Source organism: Stenotrophomonas sp. (assembly GCF_035634915.1).
In the GTDB taxonomy this organism is placed as follows: domain Bacteria; phylum Pseudomonadota; class Gammaproteobacteria; order Xanthomonadales; family Xanthomonadaceae; genus Stenotrophomonas.
Map to the genome: position 1 here is coordinate 1 of NZ_DASQCB010000019.1, position 26,496 is coordinate 26,496.

General features: G+C 67.6%; 26 protein-coding genes and 2 tRNA genes. 14 read left to right on the plus strand and 14 right to left on the minus strand.

From position 1 onward, the window contains the following. Window positions 1–312 precede the first annotated feature (312 nt). From VER16_RS15400 to VER16_RS15435, 8 genes are all read right to left on the minus strand, one after another. A tRNA-Arg gene (locus VER16_RS15400) sits at window positions 313–389 on the minus strand. Then, window positions 380–1,306, minus strand: coding sequence for an alpha/beta fold hydrolase (locus VER16_RS15405; protein WP_324809590.1), 927 nt, complete (start codon window positions 1,304–1,306; stop codon window positions 380–382). The genes VER16_RS15400 and VER16_RS15405 overlap by 10 nt, the downstream gene beginning before the upstream one ends. After that, entirely contained in the window at window positions 1,303–2,112 is an 810-nt protein-coding gene (thiD, locus tag VER16_RS15410) for a bifunctional hydroxymethylpyrimidine kinase/phosphomethylpyrimidine kinase (protein ID WP_324809591.1), read from the minus strand. Before thiD ends, VER16_RS15405 begins: the two co-directional genes overlap by 4 nt. A gap of 97 nt (window positions 2,113–2,209) precedes the next feature. Beyond that, window positions 2,210–2,878, minus strand: coding sequence for a YoaK family protein (locus VER16_RS15415; protein ID WP_324809592.1), 669 nt, complete (start codon window positions 2,876–2,878; stop codon window positions 2,210–2,212). Between the two features lie 9 nt (window positions 2,879–2,887). Next, on the minus strand, window positions 2,888–3,397 hold the full coding sequence (locus VER16_RS15420) for a hypothetical protein (protein WP_324809593.1): 510 nt from the start codon (window positions 3,395–3,397) through the stop codon (window positions 2,888–2,890). Further along, the gene (locus VER16_RS15425) at window positions 3,394–4,794 is read right to left on the minus strand and encodes a PhoH family protein (protein WP_324809594.1); all 1,401 of its coding nucleotides are present in this window, start codon (window positions 4,792–4,794) and stop codon (window positions 3,394–3,396) included. The genes VER16_RS15420 and VER16_RS15425 overlap by 4 nt, the downstream gene beginning before the upstream one ends. A gap of 81 nt (window positions 4,795–4,875) precedes the next feature. After that, window positions 4,876–5,355, minus strand: a complete 480-nt coding sequence (locus tag VER16_RS15430; RefSeq protein ID WP_324809595.1) for a peroxiredoxin — start codon at window positions 5,353–5,355, stop codon at window positions 4,876–4,878. Window positions 5,356–5,447: 92 nt separating this feature from the next. Beyond that, window positions 5,448–6,008: a glycine cleavage system protein R gene (locus tag VER16_RS15435; RefSeq protein WP_313142209.1), complete on the minus strand. Its 561-nt coding sequence runs from the start codon at window positions 6,006–6,008 to the stop codon at window positions 5,448–5,450. A gap of 163 nt (window positions 6,009–6,171) precedes the next feature. On the opposite strand from VER16_RS15435, the gene dapA reads away from it, so the two are divergent. Both dapA and VER16_RS15445 read left to right on the plus strand, forming a co-directional pair. Next, the gene (dapA, locus tag VER16_RS15440) at window positions 6,172–7,065 is read left to right on the plus strand and encodes a 4-hydroxy-tetrahydrodipicolinate synthase (RefSeq protein ID WP_324809596.1); all 894 of its coding nucleotides are present in this window, start codon (window positions 6,172–6,174) and stop codon (window positions 7,063–7,065) included. Window positions 7,066–7,097: 32 nt separating this feature from the next. Then, window positions 7,098–7,625: a hypothetical protein gene (locus VER16_RS15445; RefSeq protein ID WP_324809597.1), complete on the plus strand. Its 528-nt coding sequence runs from the start codon at window positions 7,098–7,100 to the stop codon at window positions 7,623–7,625. A gap of 166 nt (window positions 7,626–7,791) precedes the next feature. Here the strand turns inward: VER16_RS15445 and fdxA are convergent, their stop codons facing one another. Next, window positions 7,792–8,115: a ferredoxin FdxA gene (gene fdxA, locus VER16_RS15450; protein ID WP_324809598.1), complete on the minus strand. Its 324-nt coding sequence runs from the start codon at window positions 8,113–8,115 to the stop codon at window positions 7,792–7,794. Between the two features lie 246 nt (window positions 8,116–8,361). Here fdxA and xylB point away from each other — a divergent pair, with 246 nt between their 5' ends. The 3 genes from xylB to VER16_RS15465 are packed head-to-tail and all read left to right on the plus strand — an operon-like array spanning window position 8,362 to window position 12,676. Beyond that, window positions 8,362–9,855, plus strand: a complete 1,494-nt coding sequence (xylB, locus tag VER16_RS15455; protein ID WP_324809599.1) for a xylulokinase — start codon at window positions 8,362–8,364, stop codon at window positions 9,853–9,855. A 23-nt stretch (window positions 9,856–9,878) separates the two neighbouring features. Then, window positions 9,879–11,219, plus strand: coding sequence for a xylose isomerase (xylA, locus tag VER16_RS15460; RefSeq protein ID WP_324809600.1), 1,341 nt, complete (start codon window positions 9,879–9,881; stop codon window positions 11,217–11,219). Window positions 11,220–11,251: 32 nt separating this feature from the next. Continuing rightward, a complete protein-coding gene (locus VER16_RS15465; RefSeq protein WP_324809601.1) occupies window positions 11,252–12,676 on the plus strand; it encodes a sugar porter family MFS transporter in 1,425 nt (474 codons plus the stop codon). 369 nt (window positions 12,677–13,045) lie between these two features. Here the strand turns inward: VER16_RS15465 and VER16_RS15470 are convergent. Continuing rightward, window positions 13,046–13,120, minus strand: a tRNA-Glu gene (locus VER16_RS15470). A 49-nt stretch (window positions 13,121–13,169) separates the two neighbouring features. On the opposite strand from VER16_RS15470, the gene pcnB reads away from it, so the two are divergent. The 6 genes from pcnB (at window position 13,170) to pgi (ending at window position 18,767) form a co-directional block, all read left to right on the plus strand. Beyond that, window positions 13,170–14,549: a polynucleotide adenylyltransferase PcnB gene (gene pcnB, locus VER16_RS15475; RefSeq protein WP_324809602.1), complete on the plus strand. Its 1,380-nt coding sequence runs from the start codon at window positions 13,170–13,172 to the stop codon at window positions 14,547–14,549. Window positions 14,550–14,552: 3 nt separating this feature from the next. Next, entirely contained in the window at window positions 14,553–15,038 is a 486-nt protein-coding gene (gene folK / locus VER16_RS15480) for a 2-amino-4-hydroxy-6-hydroxymethyldihydropteridine diphosphokinase (RefSeq protein WP_324809603.1), read from the plus strand. Between the two features lie 34 nt (window positions 15,039–15,072). Continuing rightward, entirely contained in the window at window positions 15,073–15,888 is an 816-nt protein-coding gene (gene panB, locus VER16_RS15485; RefSeq protein WP_079221487.1) for a 3-methyl-2-oxobutanoate hydroxymethyltransferase, read from the plus strand. Next, the gene (gene panC, locus VER16_RS15490; RefSeq protein WP_324809604.1) at window positions 15,885–16,724 is read left to right on the plus strand and encodes a pantoate--beta-alanine ligase; all 840 of its coding nucleotides are present in this window, start codon (window positions 15,885–15,887) and stop codon (window positions 16,722–16,724) included. Before panB ends, panC begins: the two co-directional genes overlap by 4 nt. Before the next feature lie 151 nt (window positions 16,725–16,875). Further along, entirely contained in the window at window positions 16,876–17,256 is a 381-nt protein-coding gene (gene panD, locus VER16_RS15495) for an aspartate 1-decarboxylase (RefSeq protein ID WP_006432456.1), read from the plus strand. Then, window positions 17,253–18,767 (plus strand): glucose-6-phosphate isomerase, encoded by a 1,515-nt coding sequence (gene pgi / locus VER16_RS15500; protein ID WP_324809605.1) that lies wholly within the window; start codon window positions 17,253–17,255, stop codon window positions 18,765–18,767. The genes panD and pgi overlap by 4 nt, the downstream gene beginning before the upstream one ends. 106 nt (window positions 18,768–18,873) lie before the next feature. On the opposite strand, the gene VER16_RS15505 is transcribed toward pgi, so the two are convergent. Next, a complete protein-coding gene (locus tag VER16_RS15505; protein WP_324809606.1) occupies window positions 18,874–19,437 on the minus strand; it encodes a response regulator transcription factor in 564 nt (187 codons plus the stop codon). Then, window positions 19,434–20,660 (minus strand): ATP-binding protein, encoded by a 1,227-nt coding sequence (locus tag VER16_RS15510; RefSeq protein ID WP_324809607.1) that lies wholly within the window; start codon window positions 20,658–20,660, stop codon window positions 19,434–19,436. Before VER16_RS15510 ends, VER16_RS15505 begins: the two co-directional genes overlap by 4 nt. Window positions 20,661–20,774: 114 nt before the next feature. On the opposite strand from VER16_RS15510, the gene ispG reads away from it, so the two are divergent. The 3 genes from ispG to VER16_RS15525 all read left to right on the plus strand — a co-directional run bounded on the left by ispG (window position 20,775) and on the right by VER16_RS15525 (window position 23,618). Further along, window positions 20,775–22,040 (plus strand): flavodoxin-dependent (E)-4-hydroxy-3-methylbut-2-enyl-diphosphate synthase, encoded by a 1,266-nt coding sequence (gene ispG, locus VER16_RS15515; protein WP_079221491.1) that lies wholly within the window; start codon window positions 20,775–20,777, stop codon window positions 22,038–22,040. Next, window positions 22,021–22,770: a phosphatase PAP2 family protein gene (locus VER16_RS15520; protein ID WP_324809608.1), complete on the plus strand. Its 750-nt coding sequence runs from the start codon at window positions 22,021–22,023 to the stop codon at window positions 22,768–22,770. The genes ispG and VER16_RS15520 overlap by 20 nt, the downstream gene beginning before the upstream one ends. Window positions 22,771–22,970: 200 nt before the next feature. Next, window positions 22,971–23,618, plus strand: coding sequence for a response regulator (locus VER16_RS15525; protein ID WP_079221493.1), 648 nt, complete (start codon window positions 22,971–22,973; stop codon window positions 23,616–23,618). A gap of 56 nt (window positions 23,619–23,674) precedes the next feature. Here the strand turns inward: VER16_RS15525 and eda are convergent, their stop codons facing one another. After that, window positions 23,675–24,334: a bifunctional 4-hydroxy-2-oxoglutarate aldolase/2-dehydro-3-deoxy-phosphogluconate aldolase gene (gene eda, locus VER16_RS15530; protein WP_032128859.1), complete on the minus strand. Its 660-nt coding sequence runs from the start codon at window positions 24,332–24,334 to the stop codon at window positions 23,675–23,677. Window positions 24,335–24,566: 232 nt separating this feature from the next. Then, window positions 24,567–26,483, minus strand: coding sequence for a phosphogluconate dehydratase (edd, locus tag VER16_RS15535; protein WP_324809609.1), 1,917 nt, complete (start codon window positions 26,481–26,483; stop codon window positions 24,567–24,569). Window positions 26,484–26,496 lie beyond the last annotated feature (13 nt).

Sequence of the window (26,496 nt, forward strand, 5' to 3'; positions counted from 1 at the left end):
ATCCACGCCATGCGTGGATGAATTCATTCGATATCCGACAGATGTGCCGACCAACGGTCGGCACCCACCATCAGCCGCGTGAACCTGTCGAAGGCGGGGCACTGTGGGGTTGCGGGGTGTGAGCCGCATGGATGCGGCGACAAAGCCCCCATGGATGGGTTTACGGCGTCCCCGCAAACCCACAGTGCCCCGCCAACCCACGGCATGCCGCTTCGGCTTTGGACGTTGCCGTTGCATTGAGCAGGTGCAGGGCGCAGCCCTGCCGAAAACACAAAAAAAAACAGCAGGCCGGAGCCTGCTGTTTCGGTGTAATGGTGCGCCCGGAGAGATTCGAACTCCCGACCGCCTGGTTCGTAGCCAGGTACTCTATCCAACTGAGCTACGGGCGCCCTGCGACAGGAGCGGAATTATGCGGATGTCGGCGGCTGTCGTCAACGCTTTTGTGAAAATTTTCATCCAACTGAATGAAAAAACGCTCTGCCACGGCATCCGGGGCCTTCATCCATGCGAAGTGATCGGCGCGCGTGCCCAGTTCCTGCGCGGACAGCACGCGCACGCGTGAGGCCACATTCGGCAGCTTGGCCAGCAGCGCCTGCATCGAACCGGACGGCGCGAACCAGTCATCGGCCATCAGCACCGCCTGCGCGCTGCCATGGATGCGTGCGAGCTGGGCATCCAGGTCCTCGTCCATTCCCACAGCGGCGTAGTGGTTGTTCAGGCCCACCCGCGCCCAATCGGCGATCAGCCCGCGTGCTTCGGTGCCGCCAAAGCCGAGGCGACGGCCGTGCAGTACCCCCTGGTGGCGCGCGATCCACGGCAGGAACCGGTAGAACAGTGGCAGCAGCCAACCGCGCGGGGGCGGGAATACGCGCCAGAACGGCGTGCCGCTGGCGGCCAGCCACAGGTGCTGGAAACGATCCGGGTTGCGACCGGCATGCAGGCAGGCGAGCTGCCCGCCCAGACTGTGGCCACCGATGATCCACGGCAGCGCGCTGCCCGCATCGTCTCCGCGGTCCAGCACGGCCTGGCTGGCCGGCAGATCCTGTTCTAGGATCTCGCGGTAGCCCCAGTCGGCCGTGCGCGAGGGGCGCAGGGAGCTGCTGCCGTTGCCACGCCACTCATGCAGGTAGACGGCGACGCCACGCGCGGCCAGCGCCTGTGCCAGCGGCAGGTAGTGGCGCGCCGCCACGCCCAGCGCCGGCAGCCACAGCAGGCGCGCCCGCGGTTGCGCCGGCACACAGGCGATGATCTCGTAACGGTGGCCATCGCCGCTCTCCACGGCGATCATGCGTGGCGTGGCGCTCATGCGTGCGGTGCCGCGCCGAAGTGGTCCAGCACCCGCACATCGCTGCGACCGGGCGCATAGCCCTGCTGCAGGCCGCGCGCCACGTAATCGATGCCGGCTTCGCAGGCATTGGCCAGGCTGAGCCCGTTGCACAGCTGCGCGGCAATGGCCGAGGCCAGCGTGCAGCCGGTGCCGTGCGCGTCCAGTGGCAGCCGTGCGTGGATGAATTCCTCGCTGCTGACGCCATCGAAGTAACGGTCGATCACCCGGTTGCCTTCGTGCAGGTGGCCACCCTTCAGCAGTACGGCGCCGGCGCCCATGTCCAGCAGGGCGGCAGCAGCCTGCTCGACGTGGTCGGCGTTGCCGATGCTGCGGCCGACCAGCAGCTCGGCTTCGGGGGTGTTGGGGGTGATCAGCGTGGCCAGCGGAATCAGCCGTTCGCGCATCGCCTGCAGCGCGCTGTCTTCCAGCAGGCGCGCGCCGCTGGTGGCGACCATTACCGGGTCGAGCACCACGTGTGCGGGGCGGCGCTGTTGGAGCACGTCAGCAACGGTGTGGATGACTTCGGCGTTTGCGAGCATGCCGAGCTTCACTGCGTGGATGTCGAAATCATCGAAGCAGGCGTCCAGCTGCGCGCGCAGGAAGGCGACCGGCGGCACGTGCACGGCGGTAACCCCGCGGGTGTTCTGCGCGGTCAGTGCGGTGATGGCGGACAGGCCGTGCACGCGATGCGCGGCGAACGCCTTCAGATCGGCCTGGATGCCGGCGCCACCGCCGGAATCGGAGCCGGCGATGGTCAGGGCGGAAGCGGGAGTGGTCGGGCTCATGGACTGATTGTGCCGTAGAAGCGGGTTCTCCGCGGCTTGTCACGTTCACGCGAAACGTATCCACGCATGGCGTGGATCTACTGGGGGTCTGGCCCCATCAATGCCGCCAGCGCGCCCATTGCTGGTACATCACATACACGATGCCGGTCAGGCCGGTGAGCAGGGCAGGGGCAAGCAGGGCGTCGTAACGGAAGTGCATGAACAACCACGCCCCTGCGATGCCGCCGCCGAGGAAGCCGCTGATGATCAGTCCGCTCAGGGTCAACCGGCGCACCTGCAGCGGCAGGCCGCGCAGCAGGTGGCCCAGGCCGATGCCGAGGTCGGTGAACATGCCGCTCAGGTGCGTGGTGCGTACCACCGCGCCGCTGAAGGTGGTGGCCATCGCATTCTGCAGGCCGCAGGCCATGGCCGCAGCCAGCGCGCCCCAGATCTGTTGCTGTTCGAACAACGGAATGGCCACCAGCAGCAGTGCCGATTCGATGGCCAGGGCCACGCCGTAGCGACGGCCCAGCTGCAGGGTGTCGGCCTGGATCAGCAGGCCACTGAGCATCGCGCCCAGCGAAAAGGCGATCAGCAGGCCCCAGAGGTGCCCGACCGCGCGCCAGTCACCCTGGGCAATCGCCATGCCCAGCTGGCTGGTGCTGCCGGTCATGTGGCTCACCGCCTGGTGCTCGAAGCCCAGGAAGCCCACCACGTTGACCATGCCGGCCACGCTGGACAACGCGACCGCGCCGATCCAGACCCAGGTGGGCAGGCGGATTCCCATGCCGCCGCCTCAGGGCGACGGCACTTTGCCGCCGTTGAACTGCAGGTCGCTGAAGCTGCCGGTGGCCGGGTCGTACACTGCGCCCCAGAACTGCCGGCCGCCATCACACACGCGGATAGCTTCGCGCGCGGGATTGCTGCTGGCATCTTCCGGCATGTGGAAGGCGTTGATGTAGATCAGCTGCCGGCCGCCGCTCTCGATGCCCACGTACTGGCGGTCGAAGTCCAGCACGTGCGGCACCTGTGCTTCCAGCGAGGAGAGCTTCGCTTCCATCTGGTCCACCTGCTGCCGGCTCGGCGCCCAGTAGCCGCTCACCCGCCCGGCCTCGCGGCCGGGGCTGGTGCGCGAGCAGGTGTCCAGCACCTGCGCGGCGATGACCGGGCGGGTGACCACCCACGATTGGCCGGTACGTTCGGCGGTCGGCACGCTGGCCGGGCCGCGCGTGGTGGTGCATGCACCCAGGGCGGCTGCGAGAGCGATCGCAGCCGTGGGCAGCAGCAGGCGGGTGCAGCGGTTCACAACACCTCCGAAGCGTAATCGGCCAGGCGCGAACGCTCGCCACGGCGCAGGGTGATGTGCGCACTATGCGGCCAGTTCTTGAAGCGGTCCACCGCGTAGGTCAGGCCCGAGGTGGTCTCGGTCAGGTACGGGGTGTCGATCTGCTCGACGTTGCCCAGGCAGACGATCTTGGTGCCGGGGCCGGCACGGGTGATCAGCGTCTTCATCTGCTTCGGAGTGAGGTTCTGCGCCTCGTCCAGGATCAGGTAACGCGACAGGAAGGTGCGCCCGCGCATGAAGTTCATCGAACGGATCTTGATGCGGCTGGCCAGCAGGTCGTTGGTGGCCTGGCGGCCCCAGGTACCGCCTTCCTGGTTGTGGGTGAGTACTTCCAGGTTGTCGGTCAGCGCGCCCATCCACGGCGTCATCTTTTCTTCTTCGGTACCCGGCAGGAAGCCGATGTCCTCGCCCACGCTCACCGTGGCGCGGGTCATGATGATCTCGCGGTAGCGCTGCTGGTCCATCGTCTGCGCCAGGCCTGCGGCCAGCGCCAGCAGGGTCTTGCCGGTGCCGGCGGTGCCGAGCAGGGTGACGAAGTCGATCTCCGGGTCCATCAGTGCATTGAGCGCGAAGTTCTGCTCGCGGTTGCGTGCGCTGATGCCCCACACGGCGTGGCTGCCGTGGCGGAAATCATCGACCAGTGACAGCACTACCTTGCCATCGCCGACCACGCGGCTGACACGCAGCTCGACCTCGTCTTCGCCGGGCAGGTACACATACTGGTTCGGGTACCACTCCTCGCCGTCCTGGGCGAGGATTTCGTAATGCGTGCGGCCCTTGTCGCTCCAGCTGCGCAGGTCCTCGCCGTGGCGCTTCCAGAAGTCTTCCGGCAGCTCGGTGGCGCCGGTGTAGAGCAGGCTGAAATCATCCAGTGCGCGGTCGTTCTCGTAGTCCTCGGACACGATGCCGGCGATGGCCGCCTTGATCCGCAGGTTGATGTCCTTGGAAACGAACACCACCGGCAGGTCCGGGGTTTCTTCCTTCAGCGCCAGGATCGCGCCGAGGATGGCATTGTCCGGGATGACCTTGCCAAAGCTCTTGCCTGCGTCGAAATGGCTGGTCTGGAAGCGCAGCTTGCCGGCGCTCTGCTTGCCGCGCAGCTGCAGGCCGTTGGGGCGCTGCAGCGGAATGCCGTCGCCCAGATTGTCCAGGCCCGATTCCTGCACCAGCTCGTTGAGGAAGCGGCTTACCTGGCGGGCATTGCGGCTCGCTTCGGAAGTGCCTTTCTTGCCGTTGTCCAGCTCCTCGATCACCTGCATGGGCAGGTAGACGTCATGTTCCTCGAACTTGAACAGCGCGGTGGGATCGTGCATCAGCACGTTGGTATCCAGCACGTAGATGCGCTTGCCTCGGGTCATCGTCATTTCCTGGTTACGGACAGGGAAAAACCACCACGACCTGCAGGGCAGGGCGGTGGCGGACACAGTGGGCGGTGGGTCTCACTTGGATTGGGCGGCCTTCAGTTCGGCAAGCACGGCGTCGGCATGGCCGGCGACCTTGACCTTGCGCCAGGACTGCACGAGTTGGCTGTCGGGGGAAATCAGGAAGGTGCTGCGTTCGATGCCACGTACCTGCTTGCCGTACATGTTCTTCATCTTGATGACGTCGAAGGCGGTGCACAGCGCTTCGTCGCCATCGCTGACCAGCGGGAAGTTGAATCCCTGCTTGGCGCAGAAGTTGTCGTGCGACTTCACCGAGTCGCGGGAGACGCCGAGCACGACGGCACCGGCCTTGCTGAACTTCGGCAGCAGCGCGTTGAAGTCGATGCCTTCGGTGGTGCAGCCGGGCGTGCTGTCCTTCGGGTAGAAGTACAGCACCAGCCACTGCCCTGCGTAATCGCCGAGGGTGGACTGGTTGCCGCCGGACAGCGCCAGCGGCAGGGAAAGGGTGGTGCTGTCCAGGGTATCGCCGTTGTTCATGAGGTCCTTCTGTCGAGCCTGGGTTGTTTCTACGACAATTTCATGAAACGCCACGCGCCTGTGAGAGGCGCGCGAAAAATCCGCACGTGCGATCAGAATTTCATCGGGTCCATGATCGCGTCCAGGTTCAGGTGGTCGCAGAACTCGAGGAAATCGTCGCGCAGCGCGGCGATGTGCATGTTGGCCGGAACGCCGATGGTGACCTGCGCGCTGAACATTTCAGCACCGGTCTGCATGGCGCGGTAACGCGTGCTCTGCAGGTTCTCGATGGTGATGCCCTGGCGGTCGAAGAAATCGGCCAGCTGGAACAGGATGCCCGGCTTGTCAGCGGCGATGACCTCGACGATGTACGGCAGCAGGTTGGACTGTGCCTGCTTGGCCTCGGTGCGGTACCAGACCAGCTTCAGGCCCTCTTCGCGCTCCAGCCGGGTCAGCATGGCTTCCAGCTTGGCAACGGAATCCCACGAGCCGGTGGCCAGGGCGGTAACCGAGACATCGCGGCCGACCGTGGCCAGGCGTGCGTCCACCAGATTGCAGCCACTGTCGGCGATGCGGCGGGTGACAGACAGCAGGGGGGACTCCGGATGCGTCGTGTAGGCGTTGATCAGGAGGTGGTTTTCGCTCGGCGCAGGGCGCGGGGTGGTGTCGGTCAAGGCGATTCCGGGTAATACAGGGGTGAGTCTGAATGCCCGCCGGGGGCGGGAATCCACCGGTGTCCAGCATACTTGCCCGTGCTTTCGCGCCGCAAGTAACATTCAGGTGCCCCCGGCCTGTCGTGGCGGGCGTTTTCCCTCCCCAGCCAAGAGCAGCACGTCCTTGTCCCTTTCCGGCCTCATCACCGCGCTGGCGACCCCGTTCCGGGCCGACGGCTCCCTCGACCTCGACGGTTGGCAGCGCCTGCTGCACCTGCAGCTGGAGGGCGGCGTGCAGGGCGTTGTCGTCGCCGGCTCGACCGGCGAAGCCGCCACCCTCTCCAATGCGGAGTACGACCAGCTGCTGGCCAGCGCCGTCGAGCGCATCGCTGGCCGTATCCCGGTCCTGGCCGGCACCGGCCTGTCCGGTACCGCCAAAACCATCGAGCAGACCCGCCGCGCCGCCGCACTCGGTGCCACCCACGCCCTGGTTGTGACCCCGCCGTACGTGCGTCCCACCCAGGCGGGCCTGATCGCGCATTATCGCGCCGTGGCCGACCAGGGCGGCCTGCCGGTAGTGCTCTACAACGTGCCCGGGCGCACCGGCTGCGACATGCTGCCGGAGACCGTGGCCGAGCTGGCCAGCCATCCGAACATCGTTGCCATCAAGGAAGCGGTGGGTGACACCGGCCGCGTGCAGGCCCTGCTGGCCCTGGCCAACCCGGACTTTGCCGTGCTCAGCGGTGATGACGGTACCGCCGCCCGTTCGATCCAGGCTGGCATGGCCGGCCTGATCTCGGTCGGCTCCAACGCGCTGCCCGGTGCCTACCGTCGCATGTGCGCGCTGGCCGCCGCCCACGAACATGACGCCACCGAAGCCTGGGATGCGCGCCTGCAGCCGTTCCATGATTTCTGTGGCGTCGAACCGAACCCGATCCCGGTCAAGGCGCTGCTGCGCCGCATCGGCATCGGCCATGACCTGCGCCTGCCGCTGCTGCCGCTGTCGGCCGCACACCAGCCCGCGGCCGACCATCTTGCCGGCGATATCGCCGCCCTTGAAGCCCTTTCCAGCCACTGACCCGTTGTCGTGGCCTGATCCAGGAGATCCACATGCGTCAATCCGTTTCCACTGTCCGCGTGCTGTCCTACGCCCTGCTTGCCGTTGCCGTCGCTGCCGGTACCACCGGCTGCTTCAAGCGCGGTGCCAAGGGTGATTACGCCCTGGCCCCCGAAATGCGTCCGCTGGAAGTGCCGCCGGATCTGAACGTCCCGGCCGGTGCCGGTGGCAACCAGGTGCCCACGCTGAGCGCGGCCACCAAGCCGGCGGCTCCTGCTGCTCCGGCTGCTGCTGCCGCCCCGGCCGCTGGCAACAGCGGTTTCACCATCCCGGGCGGCAAGGAAGAAGCGTTTGCCAAGGTCGGCACCGCGCTGGAAGGCGTGGATGGCGTGACCATCGCCAGCCGCGCGCAGCTGCTGGGCTCATATGACGTGGCCTATGAAGGCAGCAACTTCCTGGTCCGCGTGGTTGCCGTCGATGCCGGTGCCTACATCTCCGCGGTCGACCCGCGTGGCCTGCCGGCCACCGCCGAAGCCCCGGTGAAGCTGATTGCCGCACTGAAGGCGAAGCTGGCGCAGTAATCGCCGGTGAAGGTTCCGCCGGGCATGGCCCGGCGCTACCTTTGCTCTGGTAGACGCCAACCTTGGTTGGCGCCGGAATGCCAACCAAGGTTGGCATCTACCGGATACCGTGCATCCACGAAAAAGGGCGCCGAGGGCGCCCTTTTTCGTTGCAACCGCAGGCGCGTCAGCGCTCCAGCAGCGGCAGCTTGTCCGGCTTGCCGTCCCACTCGCCGGCATCGGCGGGCGGATCCTTGCGCACGGTCAGTACCGGCCATTCCCTGGCAAGCTCGGCATTGAGGCCCGCGAACACTTCCTGGCCGGCCGGAACATCGTCCTCCGGGAAGATCGCATTGACCGGGCACTCAGGCTCGCAGAGCGTGCAGTCGATGCACTCGTCCGGATCGATCACCAGGAAGTTCGGGCCCTCGTGGAAGCAGTCCACGGGGCACACTTCCACGCAATCGGTGTGTTTGCACTTGATGCAGTTTTCGGTAACGACAAAGGGCATAAGGGGAGAGGCAGATCCGTCTTCAAGCGGACAATTCTAGAACAGGTTGAACGCGCGCGCTGCCGTCGGGCGCACCGGCGCCCTGCGTGGTGACGATTCCGCACAGGCGGCGAGGGCGCGCGGCCACTGCGCAGCCTCACTTTGCGGCACTGCACATTGCCAAGCCGGGGAAGCCCCCGGCAGACTCGATGTCCATCGGTGGACATCTGGCGGTGAAGCAGTGCGGATCGCAGGGACGGGCAGGGCATGAGCGTGTATCTGGGCATCGACGCCGGCACGCAGAGCGTGAAAGTGATCGCCTACGATGCGGCGGCACGCACGGTGCTGGCGCAGCAGGCACGGTCGCTGGAACTGGCGGCGACGGCCGATGGGGGACGCGAACAGAACGCCGCAGACTGGGTGAAGGCGCTGGTCGAGGCGGTCCAGGCCCTGCCGGGGCCGGTGCGGTCACGGGTGCGCGGCCTGGCGGTATCCGGCCAGCAGCACGGCTTCGTCCCGCTGGGGCGTGACGACCGCGCGCTGGGCCCGGTCAAGCTGTGGTGCGATACCAGCACCGGCGCCGAATGCGAGGCGATCACCGCCGCCATGGGCGGGCCAGCGGCCTGCATCGCCGAGGCCGGCAACGACCTGCGGGTGGGCTACACGGCCTCGAAGCTGCGTTGGACGCGGGAGCACCGGCCGGAGGTGGATGCCGCGCTGGATGGCATCGCTCTGCCGCATGACTACCTGAATCTATGGCTGACCGGCCAGCGCTTCATGGAGGCTGGTGACGCCTCCGGCACCGGTTGGCTGGATGTGCGTCGGCGCGACTGGTCGCCGGCGATGCTGGCCGCCACCGATGAGCGGCGTGACCTGGCCGCGCTGCTGCCGCCGCTGGTCGGCCCGGAGCGCGCCTTCTCCCTGCTGCCGGCGATCGCCGCGCTGCTGGGGCTGCCGGCCGCTACCCGCGTGGCGGTCGGCGGCGGCGACAACATGATGGCGGCCATCGGCACCGGCGCGGTGCGCGAGGGGCGGCTGAGCATGAGCCTGGGTACCTCGGGCACGCTGTTCGCCTGGCGCGCCACGCCCTGCGTGGATGCGCAGGGGCGCTGGGCCGCGTTCTGCGCTTCCGATGGCGGCTGGCTGCCGCTGATCTGCACGATGAACTGCACGGTCGCCACCGGCCAGGTGGCCGCATTGCTGGGGCAGTCGCCGGCGCAGTGCGAAACCCTTCTGGCGCAGAGCGCGCCCGGCGCCGATGGACTGGTGATGCTGCCCTTCTTCAACGGCGAGCGCAGCCCGGACCTGCCGCTGGCGCGCGGCGCCCTGCAGGGGCTGGACCTGCACAACCTGACCCCCGCCAACCTCTACCGCGCCGCGATGGAGGGGGCCAGCTACAGCCTGCGCCTGGGCTACGACGCGCTGGTTGAAGGCGGCCTGCGCGGGCAGCGCCTGGTGCTGACCGGGGGCGGTGCCAACAGCCCGGCCTGGCGCCAGCTGATCGCCGATCTGTTCCAGCTGCCGGTGGCCGTGCCGGTGCAGGCTGAAGGCGCCGCCTTCGGTGCCGCGCTGCAGGCGCTGTGGCTGTGCGAAGGGCAGGGCCAGGCGCTGGCCGATCTGGTCGATGCGCACCTGCAGTTCGACGCCGCCCTGGCCGCCCAGCCCGATACCACCCGCGCGGCCGCCTACGAAGCCGGTTACCAGCGTTTCGTCCACCACCTGCAGGCGTTGACGCCGCTGTTCCAGCAGCGCCTGCCCTGATCCCGAAGAAGGAAGCATCGTCCATGGCAACCCCGTTCCATGTTGGTCAGCGTGAGTACTTCCCCGGCATCGGTCGCATTCCCTTCGAGGGCCGTGACTCCGGCAACCCCCTGGCCTTCAAGGTCTACGACGCACAGAAGCAGATCGGTGGGCGCAGCATGGCCGAGCACCTGCGCTTTGCCGTGGCCTACTGGCACAGCTTCTGTGGTGCCGGCCAGGATCCGTTCGGGCCGGGCACCCGGGACTACCCGTGGGACCACGGCGATACCGCACTGGCCCGTGCCGAGGCGCGCTGCGATGCGGCCTTCGAGTTCTTCACCAAGCTGGGCGTGCCGTACTGGTGCTTCCATGACGTGGACCTTGCGCCGGACGCGGAGGACATCGGTGAGTACCGGGCCAACCTTGCGCACATGGTCGAGCTGGCCGGCCAGCGCCAGCAGCAGACCGGCATGCAGCTGCTGTGGGGTACCGCCAACCTGTTCTCGCACCCGCGCTACATGAATGGTGCGGCCACCAACCCGGATTTCGCCGTGGTCGCGCGCGCGGCGGTGCAGGTGCGCGCCGCGCTGGAGGCCACCGTGGCCCTGGGTGGCAGCAACTACGTGTTCTGGGGCGGCCGCGAAGGCTATGCCTGCCTGCTCAACACCGACATGAAGCGCGAACAGGCGCATCTGGCCCGGTTCCTTGCCGCCGCCCGCGACCACGGCCGCAGCATCGGTTTCCAGGGCACGTTCCTGATCGAGCCCAAGCCGATGGAGCCGATGCACCACCAGTACGACTTCGACAGCGCCACCGTGGTCGGCTTCCTGCGTGAGCACGGGTTGGATGGCGATTTCAAGCTGAACATCGAGGCCAACCACGCCACCCTGTCCGGGCACACCTTCGCCCACGACCTTCAGGTGGCTGCCGATGCCGGCCTGCTGGGCAGCATCGACGCCAACCGGGGCAACCCGCAGAACGGCTGGGACACCGACCAGTTCCCGACCGACCTCTACGACACCGTCGGCGCCATGCTGGTGGTGCTGCGGCAGGGCGGGCTGGGCCATGGGGGACTGAACTTCGATGCCAAGGTGCGCCGCGAGTCGACCGACCCGCAGGCCCTGTTCCTGGCCCATATCGGCGGCATGGATGCGTTCGCCCGCGGCCTGGAAGTGGCCCATGCGCTGCTGCAGGTCTCACCGCTGGAGCAGTGGCGGCGCGAGCGCTATGCCAGTTTCGACCATGGCCCGGGCCAGGCCTTCGCCGCTGGCCAGCTCAGCCTGGACGACCTCTGCGCCCACGCCCTGCAGGGCGGCGAGCCACGCCAGCGTAGCGGCCGGCAGGAAGCCTATGAGAACCTGCTGAACCAGTACCTGCTGCGCTGAGCGGCCGGCCCACCTCTTTCGCGGAAGACCCAATGTCCACAGCGATTCCTGCAAACGCCGGCACGCGCGGCGAAAACACTGCCTTCATCGTCCTGATCAGCTGCGTGGCCACCCTCGGTGGCTTCCTGTTCGGCTTCGACAGTGGCGTGATCAACGGTACGGTCGATGGCCTGCGCCAGGCGTTCAATTCCAGCGAGGCGGCGTTGGGCTTCGAGGTGGCCTCCATGCTGTTGGGTTGTGCGATCGGCGCATTCGTGGCCGGGCGCCTGGGCGACCTGCTGGGCCGGCGCAGCGTGCTGATCATCTCGGCGGTGCTGTTCCTGCTGTCGGCGCTGGGTGCCGGCGCGGCGCATGCCTCGTGGCTGTTCGTGGCCGCGCGCATGGTCGGCGGCTTCGCGGTGGGTGCGGCCAGCGTGATGTCGCCGGCCTACATCGCCGAAGTGGCCTCGGCGCGCTACCGCGGCAAGCTGGCCACGGTGCAGCAGATGGCGATCATCAGTGGCCTGTTTGCGGCCTTCCTCAGCAACTTCCTGCTGGCCCGCGCAGCCGGTGCCTCCACCGAGGTGCTGTGGCTGGGGCAGGAGGCGTGGCGCTGGATGTTCTGGATGCAGGCGATTCCTTCGCTGCTGTTCCTGGTACTGCTGCTGGCCATTCCGGAAAGCCCGCGCTTCCTGGTCGCCAAGGGCCGCCACGCACAGGCCGAGGCGGTGCTGGTGAAGCTGTACGGCACGGCCGAGGCCCGCACCAAGCGCGGCGAGATCGAGGGCAGCCTGGCCCAGGACCAGCACCGCCCGACCTTTGCCGACCTGAAGGACAAGGCCAGTGGCAAGCTGCGCGGCATTGTCTGGGTGGGTATCGGCTTGGCGGTGCTGCAGCAGCTGGTGGGCATCAACGTGGTGTTCTATTACGGCGCGGTGCTGTGGCAGGCGGTGGGTTTCTCGGAAAACGACGCGCTGCTGATCAACGTGCTGTCCGGCGCGCTGAGCATCGGCGCCTGCCTGGTGACGGTGCTGCTGATCGACCGCATCGGCCGCAAGCCGCTGCTATGGGTGGGGTCGGTGGGCATGGCCATTGCCCTGGCGCTGATGGTGGTGGCCTTTGCCAGCGGCAGCCTGGTGGATGGGAAGCTGCAGCTGTCCGACGGCATGGGCCGGCTGGCGCTGGTGGCGGCCAACGTCTACGTGGTGTTCTTCAACATGTCGTGGGGGCCGGTGATGTGGGTGATGCTGGGCGAGATGTTCCCGAACCAGATCCGCGGCTCGGCGCTGGCGGTGGCCGGCGCGGCGCAGTGGACGTCCAACTTCGCCATCACCGTCACCTTCCCGATGCTGCTGGCCGGCATCGGCCTGGCTGGCGCCTACGGCATCTATACGGTCGCAGCCTTCCTCTCCATCTTCTTCGTCATCCGCTACGTGCGCGAAACCAAGGGCAAGGAACTGGAGCAGATGGAAGGCTGACGCGTTTCGGCATCGGCTTCGGAGGCGATCCGTTCGCGCCTCCCGGCTACGTGGGGGAGGGGGCGGCCTGCCCCCTCCTGACAGTTTCGTGGTGTGTGCGGAAGCCGCGGGCCACTGCCCGTTTGCTGCCGCAGTGCGCGATCAACTGTCCGGAGACGGTGGGGTCACCCAGGCCAGGACCGCAGGCGCCATGGATGGCGCCTACGAGCCCCCATGGATGGGTTAACGGCGTGTCCTGGCCTGGGTGCCCCCACCGGCTCATGCCGATAACAGGGAGGCGCCACAGCGACCAAGCACCCGGAGTAGTGAACCCCGGAAAACGGAAAAGCCCGCACGAAGGCGGGCTTTTTCGGTTCCTGCTGCTGCGACTGGTGCTCCCTAGGGGACTCGAACCCCTGTTTTAGCCTTGAGAGGGCCACGTCCTAACCACTAGACGAAGGGAGCAGTGTGTCGCTGCCGAGGCAGGAGCGGTAGTATATGCACCTCGATGCCATTGGGCAATCCCGAAACTTCAACCGGAAGCGCCAACATCATTTCCTCTGCTCCATCACCGTTCAGCCTGCGGGTCATCCCGCGCGACCAGCACACGATCTCCCGCAAGGACATCAGCCCGAACGCTCTGCGCGTGCTGTACCGCCTGCGCGATGCCGGCTTCGGCGCCTACCTTGTCGGCGGCGCGGTGCGCGATCTGCTGGTCAATGGCCAACCCAAGGATTTCGACGTGGCCACCGACGCCACGCCCGAACAGGTCAAGCAGCTGTTCCGCAACTGCCGCCTGATCGGCCGCCGTTTCCGCCTGGCTCACGTAGTCTTCGGTCGCGAAATCATCGAAGTGGCCACGTTCCGTGCCAACAGCGATGACGGCAGTGGCGACCGCGAAATGGAAAACGGCATGCTCGTGCGCGACAACGTGTACGGCACCATCGAAGACGATGCCGTCCGCCGCGACTTCACCTGCAACGCCCTGTATTACGCCATCGAGGATTTCTCGGTGCGCGATTACACCGGCGGCTTCGAAGACGTGCAGGCGCGCCTGATGAAGCTGATCGGCGACCCGGTGCAGCGCTACCAGGAAGACCCGGTGCGCATGCTGCGTGCGGTGCGCCTGGCTGCCAAGCTCGGCTTCCAGATCGAAGAGGGCACCGCCGCACCGATTCCGCATCTGGCCGGCCTGCTCAACGAAGCCGCCCCGGCGCGCCTGTTCGAGGAAGTGCTGAAGCTGTTCCTGTCCGGGCACGGCGTCGCCAGCTTTGAAGGCCTGGAGCGTTACGGCCTGTTCGACGTGCTGTTCCCGGAAAGCGGCAAGGCGCTGAAGTCCAACCGCACCGGCGCGCTGCGCCGCATGCTGGTGGAAGGCCTGGCCAACACCGATGCGCGCGTGGCCAACGACGAGCCGGTCTCACCGGCGTTCCTGTTCGCGCTGCTGCTGTGGCCGGCGTACTGCCGCGCCCAGGCCGGACTGCTCAAGCAGGGCGTGGCGCCGGAAGAGGCGCAGCGTCGCGCCGCCGACCGGGTCACCGTACAGCAGTTGAGCACCATTGCCCTGCCGCGGCGTTTCTCGCTGCCGATGCAGGAAATCTGGCTGCTGCAGTCGCGTTTCAGCTCGCGCCAGCGCAAGCGCGTGTTCCGCACGCTCACCCATCCGCGCTTCCGCGCCGCGTTCGACTTCCTGTCCCTGCGCCAGGTTGCCTCGGCCGAGCACGAAGCCGATGTGGCGTTCTGGCGCGAGGCACAGGCGCAGTCCGGGCATGAGCTGGAATCGTCGCTGGATGCCATGCACACCGACGGTGGCGACGAAGAGGGTGGGGCCCCGCGCAAGCGTCGCCGCCGTCGTCGCCGCACCGGCGCGGCGGCCGGCGGCGCCGCCGAGTAAGCCATGACCCTTGCCTGGATCGGCCTGGGGGCCAACCTGGGTGACGCAATCGCCACCATCCGCGCGGCCATCACCGCGCTCGATGGCCTGCCCGGCACCCAGCTGCGGCAGGCCTCGCGCCTGTATGCCACGCCGGCCTGGGGCAACGAAGACCAGCCACCGTTCGTCAATGCGGTCGCCGGGGTGGAAACCACCCTGGCCGCCGGCGATCTGCTGCAGGCCATGCTGGCGCTGGAGCAGCAGTTTGGCCGCGTGCGCGACCCGGCCGTGCACTGGGGCCCACGCGCGCTGGATCTGGACCTGTTGCTGTACGGCGCGCAGGTGCTGGATGAGCCCGGCCTGCAGGTGCCGCACCCCTACCTGCATCAGCGCGCCTTCGTGCTGGTGCCGCTGGCTGAAATCGCCCCGGATCTGGCGATTCCCGGCCATGGGCGCGCGCAGGATGCAGTGATGCGGGTTGATGCCTGCGGGATCGCGCCGATAGGGTGATAATGGCCGGGTTATCTCCCCCGGTTATCAGCACATGAGCACCCACGCAGACAGCAAGCCTTGGACCGTTCCCGCCCTGGCCGAGGCCAAGCGCAATGGCCAGAAGCTGGTCATGTTGACCGCCTACGACGCCGGCTTCGCCCGCACCTTCGACGCCAACGGCGTGGACCTGATCCTGATTGGCGATTCGCTGGGCATGGTCGTGCAGGGGCATGATTCCACGCTGCCGGTCACCGTGGCCGACATGGTCTACCACACCCGCGCGGTATCCCGCGTACTGCAGCGTGCGCTGCTGGTCGCCGACCTGCCGTTCGGCGCCGATGCCACCCCCGAGCGCGCGCTGGACGCATCGCTGCAGCTGCTGCAGGCCGGCGCGGAGATGGTCAAGATCGAGGGTGCGGGCTTCAAGGTCGACATCGTGCGCTATCTGGTCGAGCGTGAGATTCCGGTGTGTTCGCACCTGGGCCTGACCCCGCAGTCGGTGCTGCGCCTGGGCGGCTTCAAGATCCAGGGCCGTGGCGATGCCGCGCGCCAGCTGGTGGAAGACGCCAAGGCGGTGGCCGCCGCTGGTGCCACCCTGATCGTGCTCGAATGCATGCCGACCCCGGTGGCGGCCGAAGTGACCGCAGCGGTGGACGTACCGACCATCGGCATCGGTGCCGGCCCGCACTGCGATGGCCAGGTGCTGGTGCTGCACGATTTCATCGGCCTGGACAGCGGCCATCGCCGTCCGAAGTTCGTCAAGGACTTCCTGGCCGAAGGCGGTTCCGTGGCCGGTGCCACCCGTGCGTATGCAGACGCCGTACGCGATGGCAGCTTCCCCGACGAACAGCACGCCTACGCCCAATGATCCAGACCTTCAACGAACTTGGCGCACTGCGCGCGCAGATCGCGCAGTGGAAGCAGGAAGGCCTGCGCGTGGCGCTGGTGCCGACCATGGGCAACCTGCACGGCGGCCATCATTCGCTGGTGAGCCTGGCGCGGCAGTACGCCGACAGGGTAGTGGCCAGCATCTTCGTCAACCCGACCCAGTTCGGGCCGAACGAAGATTTCAGCCGTTACCCGCGTACGCCCGAGGCCGATGTGGCCGGGCTGGAGCAGGTCGGCTGCGATGCGGTGTGGCTGCCCAGCGTAGAGGCGATGTACCCGCTGGGCGTGGACAGGACCACGCAGCTGCACGCCCCCGGGGTGAGCGAAGTGCTGGAGGGTGCCAGCCGCCCCGGTCACTTTGATGGCGTCTGCACGGTGGTCGCGCGCCTGTTCCTGCAGGTGCAGCCGGATGTGGCCGTGTTCGGCCGCAAGGACTACCAGCAGCTGGCGGTGATCAAGCAGATGGTGGCCGAGCTGTCGTTCCCGATCCAGATCGTCGGTGCGGAGATCGTGCGGGATGACGACGGCCTGGCCAAAAGCTCGCGCAACCAATACCTCGATGCCACCCAGCGCCCGTTGGCCACGACGATCCACCGCACCCTGCTGGGCATGCGCGAAGGTTACGTGGCCGGGCAGCCGCGCGCGCAGATCGAGGCCGATGCCACCGCCGCGCTGCAGGCCGCCGGCTTCCAGGTCGACTACGCCGTGCTGCGCACGCCTGAACTGGCCGAGCCGACCTTCGACGGTGGCGGCCGGGTGGCGCTGATCGCCGCCCGCCTGGGCAGCACGCGGTTGATCGACAACCTGGAATTCTGATGTCTGCGTGGGGTCAGATCCCTTTTCCTGCGGAAAAGGGTTCTGACCCCGGCTCCCCCTTCCAGCCCGTTACCTGAACGGGTTGCCGGCGGTGATGCCCCGTGCTGCGCGGGTGCTAGAATCCACGCTTTCCTTTGCGTTGTGCCGTGCCATGCACCTGTCCCTGCTGAAGACCAAGATCCACCGCGCCACTGTCACCCATTCCGAGCTGAACTATGAAGGCTCGATCGCCATCGACGACAACCTGCTGGCTGCCACGGGCATCCGCGAGTTCGAGCAGGTGCACATCTGGGACGTGACCAACGGTGCGCGCTTCTCGACCTATGCCATCCGTGCCGAAGCCGGCAGCGGCGTGGTGTCGCTCAACGGTGGCGCTGCACGCCACGTGCAGGTCGGTGACATCATCATCATCGCTGCGTTTGCCAGCATGACCGAGCAGGAAGCGGACAGCTTCAAGCCGAAGCTGGTGTACGTGGACGGCAACAACCAGATTACCCACACCAACGACACGATCCCGACCCAGGCCGCATGACAACGAACAACGGATTCGACTCGCTGCACTCCCACGCCCAGCGCCTGAAGGGCGCAAGCATTCCCAGCCTTCTCGCCGCCGAACCCGGTCGTGTGCAGGACCTGGCGCTGCGGGTCGGTCCGTTGTATGTCAATTTCGCCCGGCAGAAATACGATGCCGCGGCGCTGCAGGCGTTGCTGGCACTGGCCGCCGACTGTGATGTCGGCGGTGCGATCACCCGTCTGTTCCGTGGCGAGCAGGTCAATCTGACCGAAGGCCGCGCTGCGCTGCATACCGCGCTGCGTGGCGATGGGGTCGATGCGCCGGTGGCGGTCGAGGCCTATGCCACCGCGCGCGGGATCCGCCAGCGCATGGGCGTGCTGGTGCGCGCGCTGGAAGACAGCGGCGTGACCGACGTGGTCAGCGTCGGCATCGGCGGTTCCGATCTGGGCCCGCGCCTGGTGGCCGATGCGCTGCGCCCGGTCAGCGGTGCACGCCTGCGCGTGCATTTCGTGTCGAACGTGGACGGTGCCGCCATGCAGCGCACGCTGGCCACGCTGGATCCGGCAAAGACTGCTGGCATCCTCATCTCCAAGACCTTCGGTACCCAGGAAACCCTGCTCAACGGGCAGATCCTGCACGACTGGCTGGGTGGCAGCGAGCGCCTGTACGCGGTCAGCGCCAACCCCGAGCGTGCGGCCAAGGCCTTCGCCATCGCCGCCGATCGCGTGCTGCCGATGTGGGACTGGGTGGGTGGCCGTTATTCGCTGTGGTCGGCGGTCGGTTTCCCGATCGCGCTGGCCATCGGCTTCGAGCGTTTCGAACAGCTGCTGGACGGTGCCGCGCAGATGGATGCGCACGCGCTGGACGCGCCGCTGGAGCGCAACCTGCCGGTGCTGCACGGCCTGACCGACATCTGGAACCGCAACGTGCTGGGCCATGCCACGCACGCGGTGATGACCTATGACCAGCGCCTGGCGCTGCTGCCGGCCTATCTGCAGCAGCTGGTGATGGAAAGCCTGGGCAAGCGCGTGCAGCGCGACGGCCAGCCGGTCACCACCGACACCGTGCCGGTGTGGTGGGGCGGGGCGGGCACCGACGTGCAGCACAGCTTCTTCCAGGCGCTGCACCAGGGCACCAGCATCATCCCGGCCGATTTCATCGGCTGCGTGCACAACGATGATCCGTACACGGTGAACCACCAGGCGCTGCTGGCCAACCTGCTGGCGCAGACCGAAGCGCTGGCCAACGGCCAGAGCAGCGACGATCCGCACCGTGACTACCCGGGTGGCCGCCCGAGCACGCTGATCCTGCTCGACGCGCTGACTCCGCAGGCGCTGGGCGCGCTGATCGCCATGTACGAACACGCCGTGTACGTGCAGTCGGTCATCTGGAACATCAACGCCTTCGACCAGTTCGGTGTCGAGCTGGGCAAGCAGCTGGCCAGCGGCCTGCTGCCGGCGCTGCAGGGCGAGGATGTGGCGGTTGCCGATCCGATGACCCGCGAGATCCTGGCGCAGCTGAAGCGCTGAGGTATCTGTAGAGTCGAGCCATGCTCGACTGTCTTGTGCACGTAGTCGAGCATGGCTCGACTCTACAAGTCGGTAGCGCCGGGCCATGCCCGGCGGATTCGCCGCGTCAGCGGCTCGGGTCGCGTTCCGGGCTGGGCCGCTTGGCCAGCTTGCGCTGCAGCGAACGCCGGTGCATGCCGAGCAGGCGTGCGGCCGCAGACACATTGCCGCCGGTCTCATGCATCGCCTGCTGGATGTGCTCCCACTGCAGGCGGCTGATCGGCGTCATCGCGTCGGGCACTTCCATTTCGCTGTCGTCGGCCGGGCCATCATCTTCCTCGCCCAGTGCGCGCAGGATCATCGGCACCGTCGCCGGCTTCGGCAGGTAGTCATCCGCACCCAGCTTGATCGCCTCCACCGCGGTGGCGATGCTGGCGTAGCCGGTCACCAGCAGGATCCGCATGTCCGCGCGCAGGGCGCGCAGCGGCTGGATCAGCGCCAGGCCCGAATCGCTGCCCAGCTTCAGGTCGATCAGCGCGAACGCCGGCGGCTGCTGGCGGGCCAGGGCCAACGCGCTGGCGGCATCCTGTGCGGTCTGCGTCTCCAGCCCCTTGCGGGCCAGGCTGCGCTGCAGGGTGCGCAGGTACAGTTCGTCGTCGTCGACCAGCAGGCCGAGGGTTGAGGTACTCATGGGGTTTCCTCGTGGGGAGCCAGGGGCAGGCGGAAGCCGACGCGGCTGCCGGCGCCTTGCGCCGGGCGCATCCACATCTCGCCCTGCAGGCGTTCGATGGTGGCGTGGGACAGGGCCAGGCCGACGCCCATGCCCTCGCTCTTGCTGCTGCCGAACAGCTTGCCCGGCAGCACCGCGGCGCGCGCGTTGAAGCCATGGCCGTAGTCGCGCACTTCGCCGATCAGATCCTCGCCGTCGATCCGCAGCTCCAGGTCCACGCGCGGTCGCCCGGCCTGTTCGCCGGCATCGGCGGCGTTGTTCAGCAGCACCATCAGCAGATGGCCCACGCCGGGGTCCAGCGGCAGGCGCAGCGGTGCGTCGTCGTTGCGGTGCAGGTCGATGGTCGGGCGCACCAGGCGCCACTGTTCCAGCACCTGCTGGGCGCTGGAATGGCTGCGTCCGGGGCCGTCGGTGGAGGCCGGTGCGGCCAGCGCCAGCACCCGCTCGCGGCATTGCACCAGCAGCTCGCGCAGGGTTTCCATGTCCTCGCGCACTTCCGGTTCTTCGCTGCGCTCGGCCACATCGTCGGCCAGCAGGGTCATGGTCGCCAGCGGAGTGTTCAGTTCGTGCGCCACCGAGGCGGCATGGGTGGCCAGGGCAACGATGCCTTCGTTGCGGGCAAAGCGCTCGCGCAGCGCCGACAGTTCCAGTTCGCGCACGCGCAGGGCCATCGCCAGGCGGGTCGAGAAGGTGAGCACCACCGTGGCCGACAGCAGGAAGTTGGCGACCACGCCCCAGCGGTTCAGGTCCAGCGCACGGAAATAGCCGGTGGGCAGCGGCTGCCCGAAGATGCCACTGGCGGCGTAGCCGAGCAGGCAGGCACAGGCCACCGCCAGCGCCCAGCGCAGGGGCAGGGCGAAGGCCGCCAGGGCGATCAGGATCAGGAACAGCGAGCCGAACGGATTGGCGATGCCGCCGCTCCAGCCGACCATCCAGGTCAGGATGATCACATCGACCAGGATGTGGCCGAAGGCGGTCAGCGGCGCAGTGTCGTCCGGTTCGGGGCGCATCTGCGTGTACAGGTTGAACACGGCCAGCACGGCCACGCCCGCCCACAGCGGCAGCTGCGGCAGCGGCAGGCCCAATACCCAGGTGGCCACCAGGATGGTCGCGGCCTGGCCGGCCACGGCCAGCCAGCGCAGGCTGCACAGGGTGCGTAGGAAGGGGGCGTCGGGACCGGTCATGCCTGACCATCGTATGCGTTCACCGGGCAACCTGCCTGCGACAATCGGCCGCAGACGTGCCGACGGCTGAATGGGAATCGCCCGGAATGCAGGGCCGGGCGGTAGAATGCGCCCATGCACGACGCCGTCACCCGCCCGACCCAGCCCTCCGATGCCACCGCCTGGTCCCGTCGCCAGACCCATGCCGTCCAGATCGGCGGGGTCACCGTAGGTGGCGGCAAGCCCGTGGTGGTGCAGTCGATGACCAACACCGACACCTCCGACGTCGCCTCCAGCGTGAAGCAGGTGGCCGAATTGTGGCGGGCCGGTTCGGAAATGGTGCGGTTGACCGTCAATACTGTCGAGGCAGCCGCGGCCATCCCGCGCATCGTCGACAAGCTGGCGATGATGGGCATCGATGTGCCGCTGATCGGCGACTTCCATTACAACGGCCACCAGCTGCTGACCGCCGAGCCGGCCTGCGCCGAAGCGCTGGCCAAGTACCGCATCAACCCGGGCAACGTCGGCTTCGGCAAGAAGAAGGACCTGCAGTTCGCCCAGCTGATCGAGTTCGCCATCCGCTACAACAAGCCGGTGCGCATCGGCGCCAACTGGGGCTCGCTGGACCAGGCCCTGGCGGCGAAGCTGATGGACGAGAACAACCATCGCGAACAGCCCTGGGACGCCGGCCGCGTGCTGCGCGAGGCGCTGATCCGTTCGGCGCTGGATTCGGCCGAGCAGGCGGTGGAGATCGGCCTGCCGCGCGATCGCATCATTCTTTCGGCCAAGGTCAGCGGCGTGCAGGAACTGATCGCGGTGTACCGCGACCTGGCCCAGCGTTCTGATTTCGCCCTGCACCTGGGCCTGACCGAAGCCGGCATCGGCAGCAAGGGCATCGTCGCTTCGGCGGCTGCGCTGAGCGTGCTGCTGCAGGAAGGCATCGGTGACACCATCCGCATTTCGCTGACGCCCGAGCCTGGCCAGTCGCGAACCCAGGAAGTGATCGTCGCCCAGGAACTGCTGCAGACCACCGGCCAGCGCGCCTTCACCCCGCTGGTCACCGCCTGCCCAGGCTGCGGCCGCACCACGTCCGAGTTCTTCCAGGAACTGGCCAAGGTGGTGCAGAACCACGTGCGCGAGAAGATGCCGGTCTGGAAGGTGCAGCACCCCGGTGCCGAGAACATGACCCTGGCGGTAATGGGCTGCATCGTCAACGGGCCGGGTGAGTCGCGCCACGCCAACATCGGCATTTCCCTGCCGGGTACCGGCGAAACGCCAGCCGCACCGGTGTTCGTCGACGGTGAGAAGAAGGTGACCCTGCGTGGCGACAACATCGCCCAGGAATTCGTTGCCCTGATCGACGAATACGTCGAACAGAAGTATGTCCGGATCGCCGGGTAAGCCGGCGATCCTGGCCGCGCCGGAACCGGCGTCCGGCTTCCGACACTGGATGGGGCGCAATGCGTGGCGCCTGGTGCTGCTGTTTGCCGGCGTGCTGCTGCCGCTGGCCGGCTTCGTCGCCCTGGCCGATGAAGTGCACGAGTTCGAGTCGTTCCACTTCGACGCCCCGCTGCTGTGGCAGATGCACGGGCTGCATTCGCCGTGGCTGGACCGCTGCTTCGTACTGCTGTCGAAGCTGGGCTACGAGTGGTTCCTGATCCCGGCCGACGTACTGATCGTCGGCGCGCTGCTGTGGCGGCGGCGCTGGCGCGAGGCGACCTTCGTGGCCGTGTGCTTCGTCGGCTCGGCGCTGCTGAACATGGGCAGCAAGCAGTTCTTCCAGCGCGACCGCCCCAGCCTGTGGGAATCGATCGCGCCCGAATCGACGTTCAGCTTCCCCAGCGGCCACGCGATGGGCAGCATGACCCTGGCCGTGACCCTGGTGCTGCTGGCCTGGAACACCCGCTGGCGCTGGCCGGTGCTGGTGCTGGCGCCGCTGTTCAGCCTGCTGGTCAGCGTCTCGCGGGTGTACCTGGGGGTGCATTACCCCTCCGATATCCTCGCCGGATGGTGTGCGGCACTGGTTTGGGTGGTAGGGTGCTATCTGGTCATGTTCAGTCGCCGGCAACCCTGGCGACACCGCGGTTCGCCGCCAGCAGCGGCCAGCGAAGCGATCGCAACAGGGGAGTGACGTGGATGACCCTTCTAGGGCGTCCATGCAGCAGCAGGTTGTGTCGTTGTGACGGGTTCTGTGGGACAGGGGGCAACATCGATGTGCGAAGAATGTGATGCGCAAGGCAGAACGCCGTTTTTGCGCAGTTGTCCTGCTTGCGATGCCCGGATGCCCTGCCTAGCGTGGCCCGCAATGGCCGCATTCGATGAGGTACGTGAATGACGATTCGAGTCTACCTGGTGGATGACCACGCGCTGGTCCGCACCGGTATGAAGATGATCCTGTCGGGTGAAGCCGACATTGAAGTGGTGGGCGAAGCCGAGACCGGGGAAGACGGCCTGCGTGAGATCCGCCAGCTGCTGCCGGACGTGGTGCTGTGCGACCTGCACCTGCCGGGCGTCAGTGGCATGGAAGTGACCGAGCGCATCGTGCGTGGCCATCGCGCCACGCGCGTGGTGATCGTGTCCGTGCTGGAAGATGGCCCGCTGCCCAAGCGCCTGCTCGAGGCCGGTGCGGCCGGCTACATCGGCAAGGGCTGCGATGCGCAGGAGCTGCTGCGTGCGGTGCGTGACGTGGCCGCAGGGCGACGTTACCTCGGTACCAGCATTGCGCAGAACCTGGCGTTGTCGACGGTGGAAGGCAATGCCTCGCCGTTCGATACGCTGTCGCCGCGCGAGCTGGAAGTGGCGCTGCTGCTGACCCAGGGCCTGCGCCAGGAAGACATCGCACGGCGCCTGAGCCTGAGTGCGAAGACGGTGAACACGCACAAGGCGCGGTTGTTCGAGAAGATGGGGATCAGCGACAACATTGCGTTGGCGCGCATGGCCAGCCAGTACGGGCTGGTGGATCCGGCACGGCCGCTGTAACGGATTTTCCCTTCTGTAGAGCCGAGCCCATGCTCGGCTCTACACCTTTGCTGGGTTCAGTGGCCGCGGACGCGCTTGATGATCTTGGCGGCGTCGGCGGCGCTGGCGCGCACCTTGTCCCACTCGCCATCGGCGATCCAGTTGCCCGGCACCATCCACGAGCCACCGATGCAGACCACGTTCTTCTGCTCGAGGTACTCGGCGGCGGTGTTTTCGGTGATGCCACCGGTCGGGCACAGCTTCAGGTCGGCCACCGGGCCGGCCAGGCCCTTGATCATCGCCAGTCCGCCCACGGCCGTGGCCGGGAACAGCTTGCACACGCGGAAACCGCGCGCGTAGAGCGACAGCAGCTCGGTCGGCGTGGCTGCGCCTGGCACCACCGGCAGCGGTGCCGCCGCCAGCGCATCGGCCAGCGCCGGTGGCGTACCCGGCGTCACCAGGAAATCCGCACCCGCATCGATGGACTGCTGCATCTGCTCCACGGTCAGCACCGTGCCCGCACCCACCACCACATCGGGCAGCTCGCGCTTGAGCATCGCCAGCGCTTCCATCGCCACCGGCGTACGCAGCGTCAGCTCGATGGCCGGCAGGCCACCTTCCAGCAGCGCCGCACTCACCGCACGCGCCTGGTCCAGCGTATGAATCGTCACCACCGGCAGGATGCCCGCCGCACGCAGCAGTTCCGCCGCCTTCACCTGATGTTGTTCGATACCCATAGCTCTGCTTCTGCCTTTGCTTTCGAATTTGATTTCAATGATCACTTCGCGGCATTGATGCGCCGGAAAGCGTGATGCGGCGGAGGTCAGGCCGTCGCCAGGACCGCAGGCGCCATGGATGGCGCCTACGAGCCCCCATGGATGGGTTCACGGCGTGTCCTGGCGACGGCCTGACCTCCGCCGCCCCAGGACACCAACCGCCGCAACAAACCCGCAGCGCTCTTTCAACAATTCAGGCGTCCTTCGCCTCATGCGGCGCCGCCGCCGCAGCAGCATCGTTCCCCAGCTCGTACTCGGCGTCGTAATCCCACGGCCCACCATCGGCCGCCGCCGGACCGCACGAAATCGAAATCGCCCCTTGGTCCGCCGGACCCACCACGCGACGGTTGATCGCGAACAGATTGCGGCCCAGGTCATGCGCCGCCGGTGCCGTGTTCGGCGCCAGCGAACGCGCCGCCCACTCGGCCGCATCCACCAGCACTTCCAGCGTGCCGGCTTCACCGTCCAGGCGGATCATGTCGCCCTCGCGCACCTTCGCCAGCGGGCCACCGCGCGCCGCTTCCGGCGTCACGTGGATCGCCGCCGGGATCTTGCCCGAGGCGCCGGACAGGCGGCCGTCGGTGACCAGTGCCACGCGCCGGCTCTGGTTCTGCAGCAGGCCCAGCAGCGGCGCCAGCGAATGCAGTTCCGGCATGCCGTTCGCACGCGGGCCCTGGTAACGCACCACCGCCACGAAATGCTCCGGCAGCAGGCCACCAGCGTGCAGCTTGTTCAGCACCTGCGGCGCATCGACCACCACGGCCGGGGCCTCGATGGTGCGGTACTGCGGCTTCACCGCCGACAGCTTGATCAGCGACTTGCCCAGGTTGCCGCGCAGCAGGCGCAGGCCGCCTTGGCTTTCGAAAGGATTGTCGACGCTGCGCACCACTTCTTCATCGGCGCTGCGTTCCAGGCCCGGCAGGTACACCAGCTTGCCGTCGCGCAGCTGCGGCTCGCGGGCGTAGTCGGCCATGCCGCCACGGGCCACGCTGACGATATCGCCATGCATCAGGCCGGCCTTGATCAGCTCGCCGAACACGAACGCCGGGCCACCGGCCGCGGCGAAGCGGTTCACGTCGGCCTCGCCGTTCGGATAGACGCGGGCCAGCAGCGGAACCAGCTGCGACAGCTCGTCGAAGTCGTCCCAGGTCAGCACGATGCCGGCGGCGCGGGCCACGGCGATCCAGTGGATGGTGTGGTTGGTCGAACCACCGGTGGCCATCAATGCGATGACCGCGTTGAGGATCGCGCGCTCGTCGATGATGCGACCCAGCGGACGGAAATCGTCGCCCAGCGCGGTGATGTCCAGCGCACGCTCGGTGGCTTCGCGGGTCAGCGCATCGCGCAGCGGCGTATCCGGGTTGACGAACGAGGCGCCCGGCAGCTGCACGCCCATCGCTTCCAGCAGCACCTGGTTGGAATTGGCGGTGCCGTAGAAGGTGCAGGTACCGACGCCGTGGTACGAGGCGGACTCGGCTTCCAGCAGTTCCTCGCGGGTGGCTTCGCCGGCGGCGTAGCGCTCGCGCACTTCGGCCTTCTGCTTGTTCGGGATGCCCGGGGTCATCGGGCCGGCCGGCACGAACACCGCCGGCAGGTGACCGAACGCCAGTGCGCCGATCAGCAGGCCCGGCACGATCTTGTCGCACACGCCAAGGTGGATGGTAGTGTCGAACATGTCGTGGCTGAGGCCGATGGCCGTGGCCTGCGCGATCACATCGCGCGAGAACAGCGACAGTTCCATGCCGCCGCGGCCCTGGGTCACGCCGTCGCACATCGCCGGCACCGCGCCGGCCACCTGCGCGGTAGCGCCGAGTTCGCGCGCGATCTCACGGATCTGCTCCGGGTAGGTCTCGAACGGCTGGTGCGCCGACAGCATGTCGTTGTAGGCGGTGATGATGCCCAGGTTCGGGGTCACGCCGCCGCGCAGGCGGCTCTTGTCGGTGCTGCCGCAGGCGGCGAAGCCGTGGGCGAGGTTGCCGCAGCTCAGGCGGCTGCGGAACGGGCCATCGCGCAGGGCGGCGTCGATCGCGGCCAGGTAGGCGGCGCGCGAGGCGGCGCTGCGGCGGATGACGCGATCGGTGATGGCTTGCAGTTGCGGATGGAGGCTCATTGGCTACCAGCGT

Excerpts from the sequence above, each read along its gene's own strand:
- VER16_RS15405 (WP_324809590.1), bottom strand. The coding sequence starts at position 1,306 with ATGAGCGCCACGCCACGCATGATCGCCGTGGAGAGCGGCGATGGCCAC.
- thiD (WP_324809591.1), bottom strand. The coding sequence starts at position 2,112 with ATGAGCCCGACCACTCCCGCTTCCGCCCTGACCATCGCCGGCTCCGAT.
- VER16_RS15415 (WP_324809592.1), bottom strand. The coding sequence starts at position 2,878 with ATGGGAATCCGCCTGCCCACCTGGGTCTGGATCGGCGCGGTCGCGTTG.
- VER16_RS15425 (WP_324809594.1), bottom strand. The coding sequence starts at position 4,794 with ATGACCCGAGGCAAGCGCATCTACGTGCTGGATACCAACGTGCTGATG.
- VER16_RS15430 (WP_324809595.1), bottom strand. The coding sequence starts at position 5,355 with ATGAACAACGGCGATACCCTGGACAGCACCACCCTTTCCCTGCCGCTG.
- VER16_RS15445 (WP_324809597.1), top strand. The coding sequence starts at position 7,098 with ATGCGTCAATCCGTTTCCACTGTCCGCGTGCTGTCCTACGCCCTGCTT.
- fdxA (WP_324809598.1), bottom strand. The coding sequence starts at position 8,115 with ATGCCCTTTGTCGTTACCGAAAACTGCATCAAGTGCAAACACACCGAT.
- xylB (WP_324809599.1), top strand. The coding sequence starts at position 8,362 with ATGAGCGTGTATCTGGGCATCGACGCCGGCACGCAGAGCGTGAAAGTG.
- xylA (WP_324809600.1), top strand. The coding sequence starts at position 9,879 with ATGGCAACCCCGTTCCATGTTGGTCAGCGTGAGTACTTCCCCGGCATC.
- VER16_RS15465 (WP_324809601.1), top strand. The coding sequence starts at position 11,252 with ATGTCCACAGCGATTCCTGCAAACGCCGGCACGCGCGGCGAAAACACT.
- folK (WP_324809603.1), top strand. The coding sequence starts at position 14,553 with ATGACCCTTGCCTGGATCGGCCTGGGGGCCAACCTGGGTGACGCAATC.
- panB (WP_079221487.1), top strand. The coding sequence starts at position 15,073 with ATGAGCACCCACGCAGACAGCAAGCCTTGGACCGTTCCCGCCCTGGCC.
- panC (WP_324809604.1), top strand. The coding sequence starts at position 15,885 with ATGATCCAGACCTTCAACGAACTTGGCGCACTGCGCGCGCAGATCGCG.
- panD (WP_006432456.1), top strand. The coding sequence starts at position 16,876 with ATGCACCTGTCCCTGCTGAAGACCAAGATCCACCGCGCCACTGTCACC.
- pgi (WP_324809605.1), top strand. The coding sequence starts at position 17,253 with ATGACAACGAACAACGGATTCGACTCGCTGCACTCCCACGCCCAGCGC.
- VER16_RS15505 (WP_324809606.1), bottom strand. The coding sequence starts at position 19,437 with ATGAGTACCTCAACCCTCGGCCTGCTGGTCGACGACGACGAACTGTAC.
- VER16_RS15510 (WP_324809607.1), bottom strand. The coding sequence starts at position 20,660 with ATGACCGGTCCCGACGCCCCCTTCCTACGCACCCTGTGCAGCCTGCGC.
- ispG (WP_079221491.1), top strand. The coding sequence starts at position 20,775 with ATGCACGACGCCGTCACCCGCCCGACCCAGCCCTCCGATGCCACCGCC.
- VER16_RS15520 (WP_324809608.1), top strand. The coding sequence starts at position 22,021 with ATGTCCGGATCGCCGGGTAAGCCGGCGATCCTGGCCGCGCCGGAACCG.
- VER16_RS15525 (WP_079221493.1), top strand. The coding sequence starts at position 22,971 with ATGACGATTCGAGTCTACCTGGTGGATGACCACGCGCTGGTCCGCACC.
- eda (WP_032128859.1), bottom strand. The coding sequence starts at position 24,334 with ATGGGTATCGAACAACATCAGGTGAAGGCGGCGGAACTGCTGCGTGCG.
- edd (WP_324809609.1), bottom strand. The coding sequence starts at position 26,483 with ATGAGCCTCCATCCGCAACTGCAAGCCATCACCGATCGCGTCATCCGC.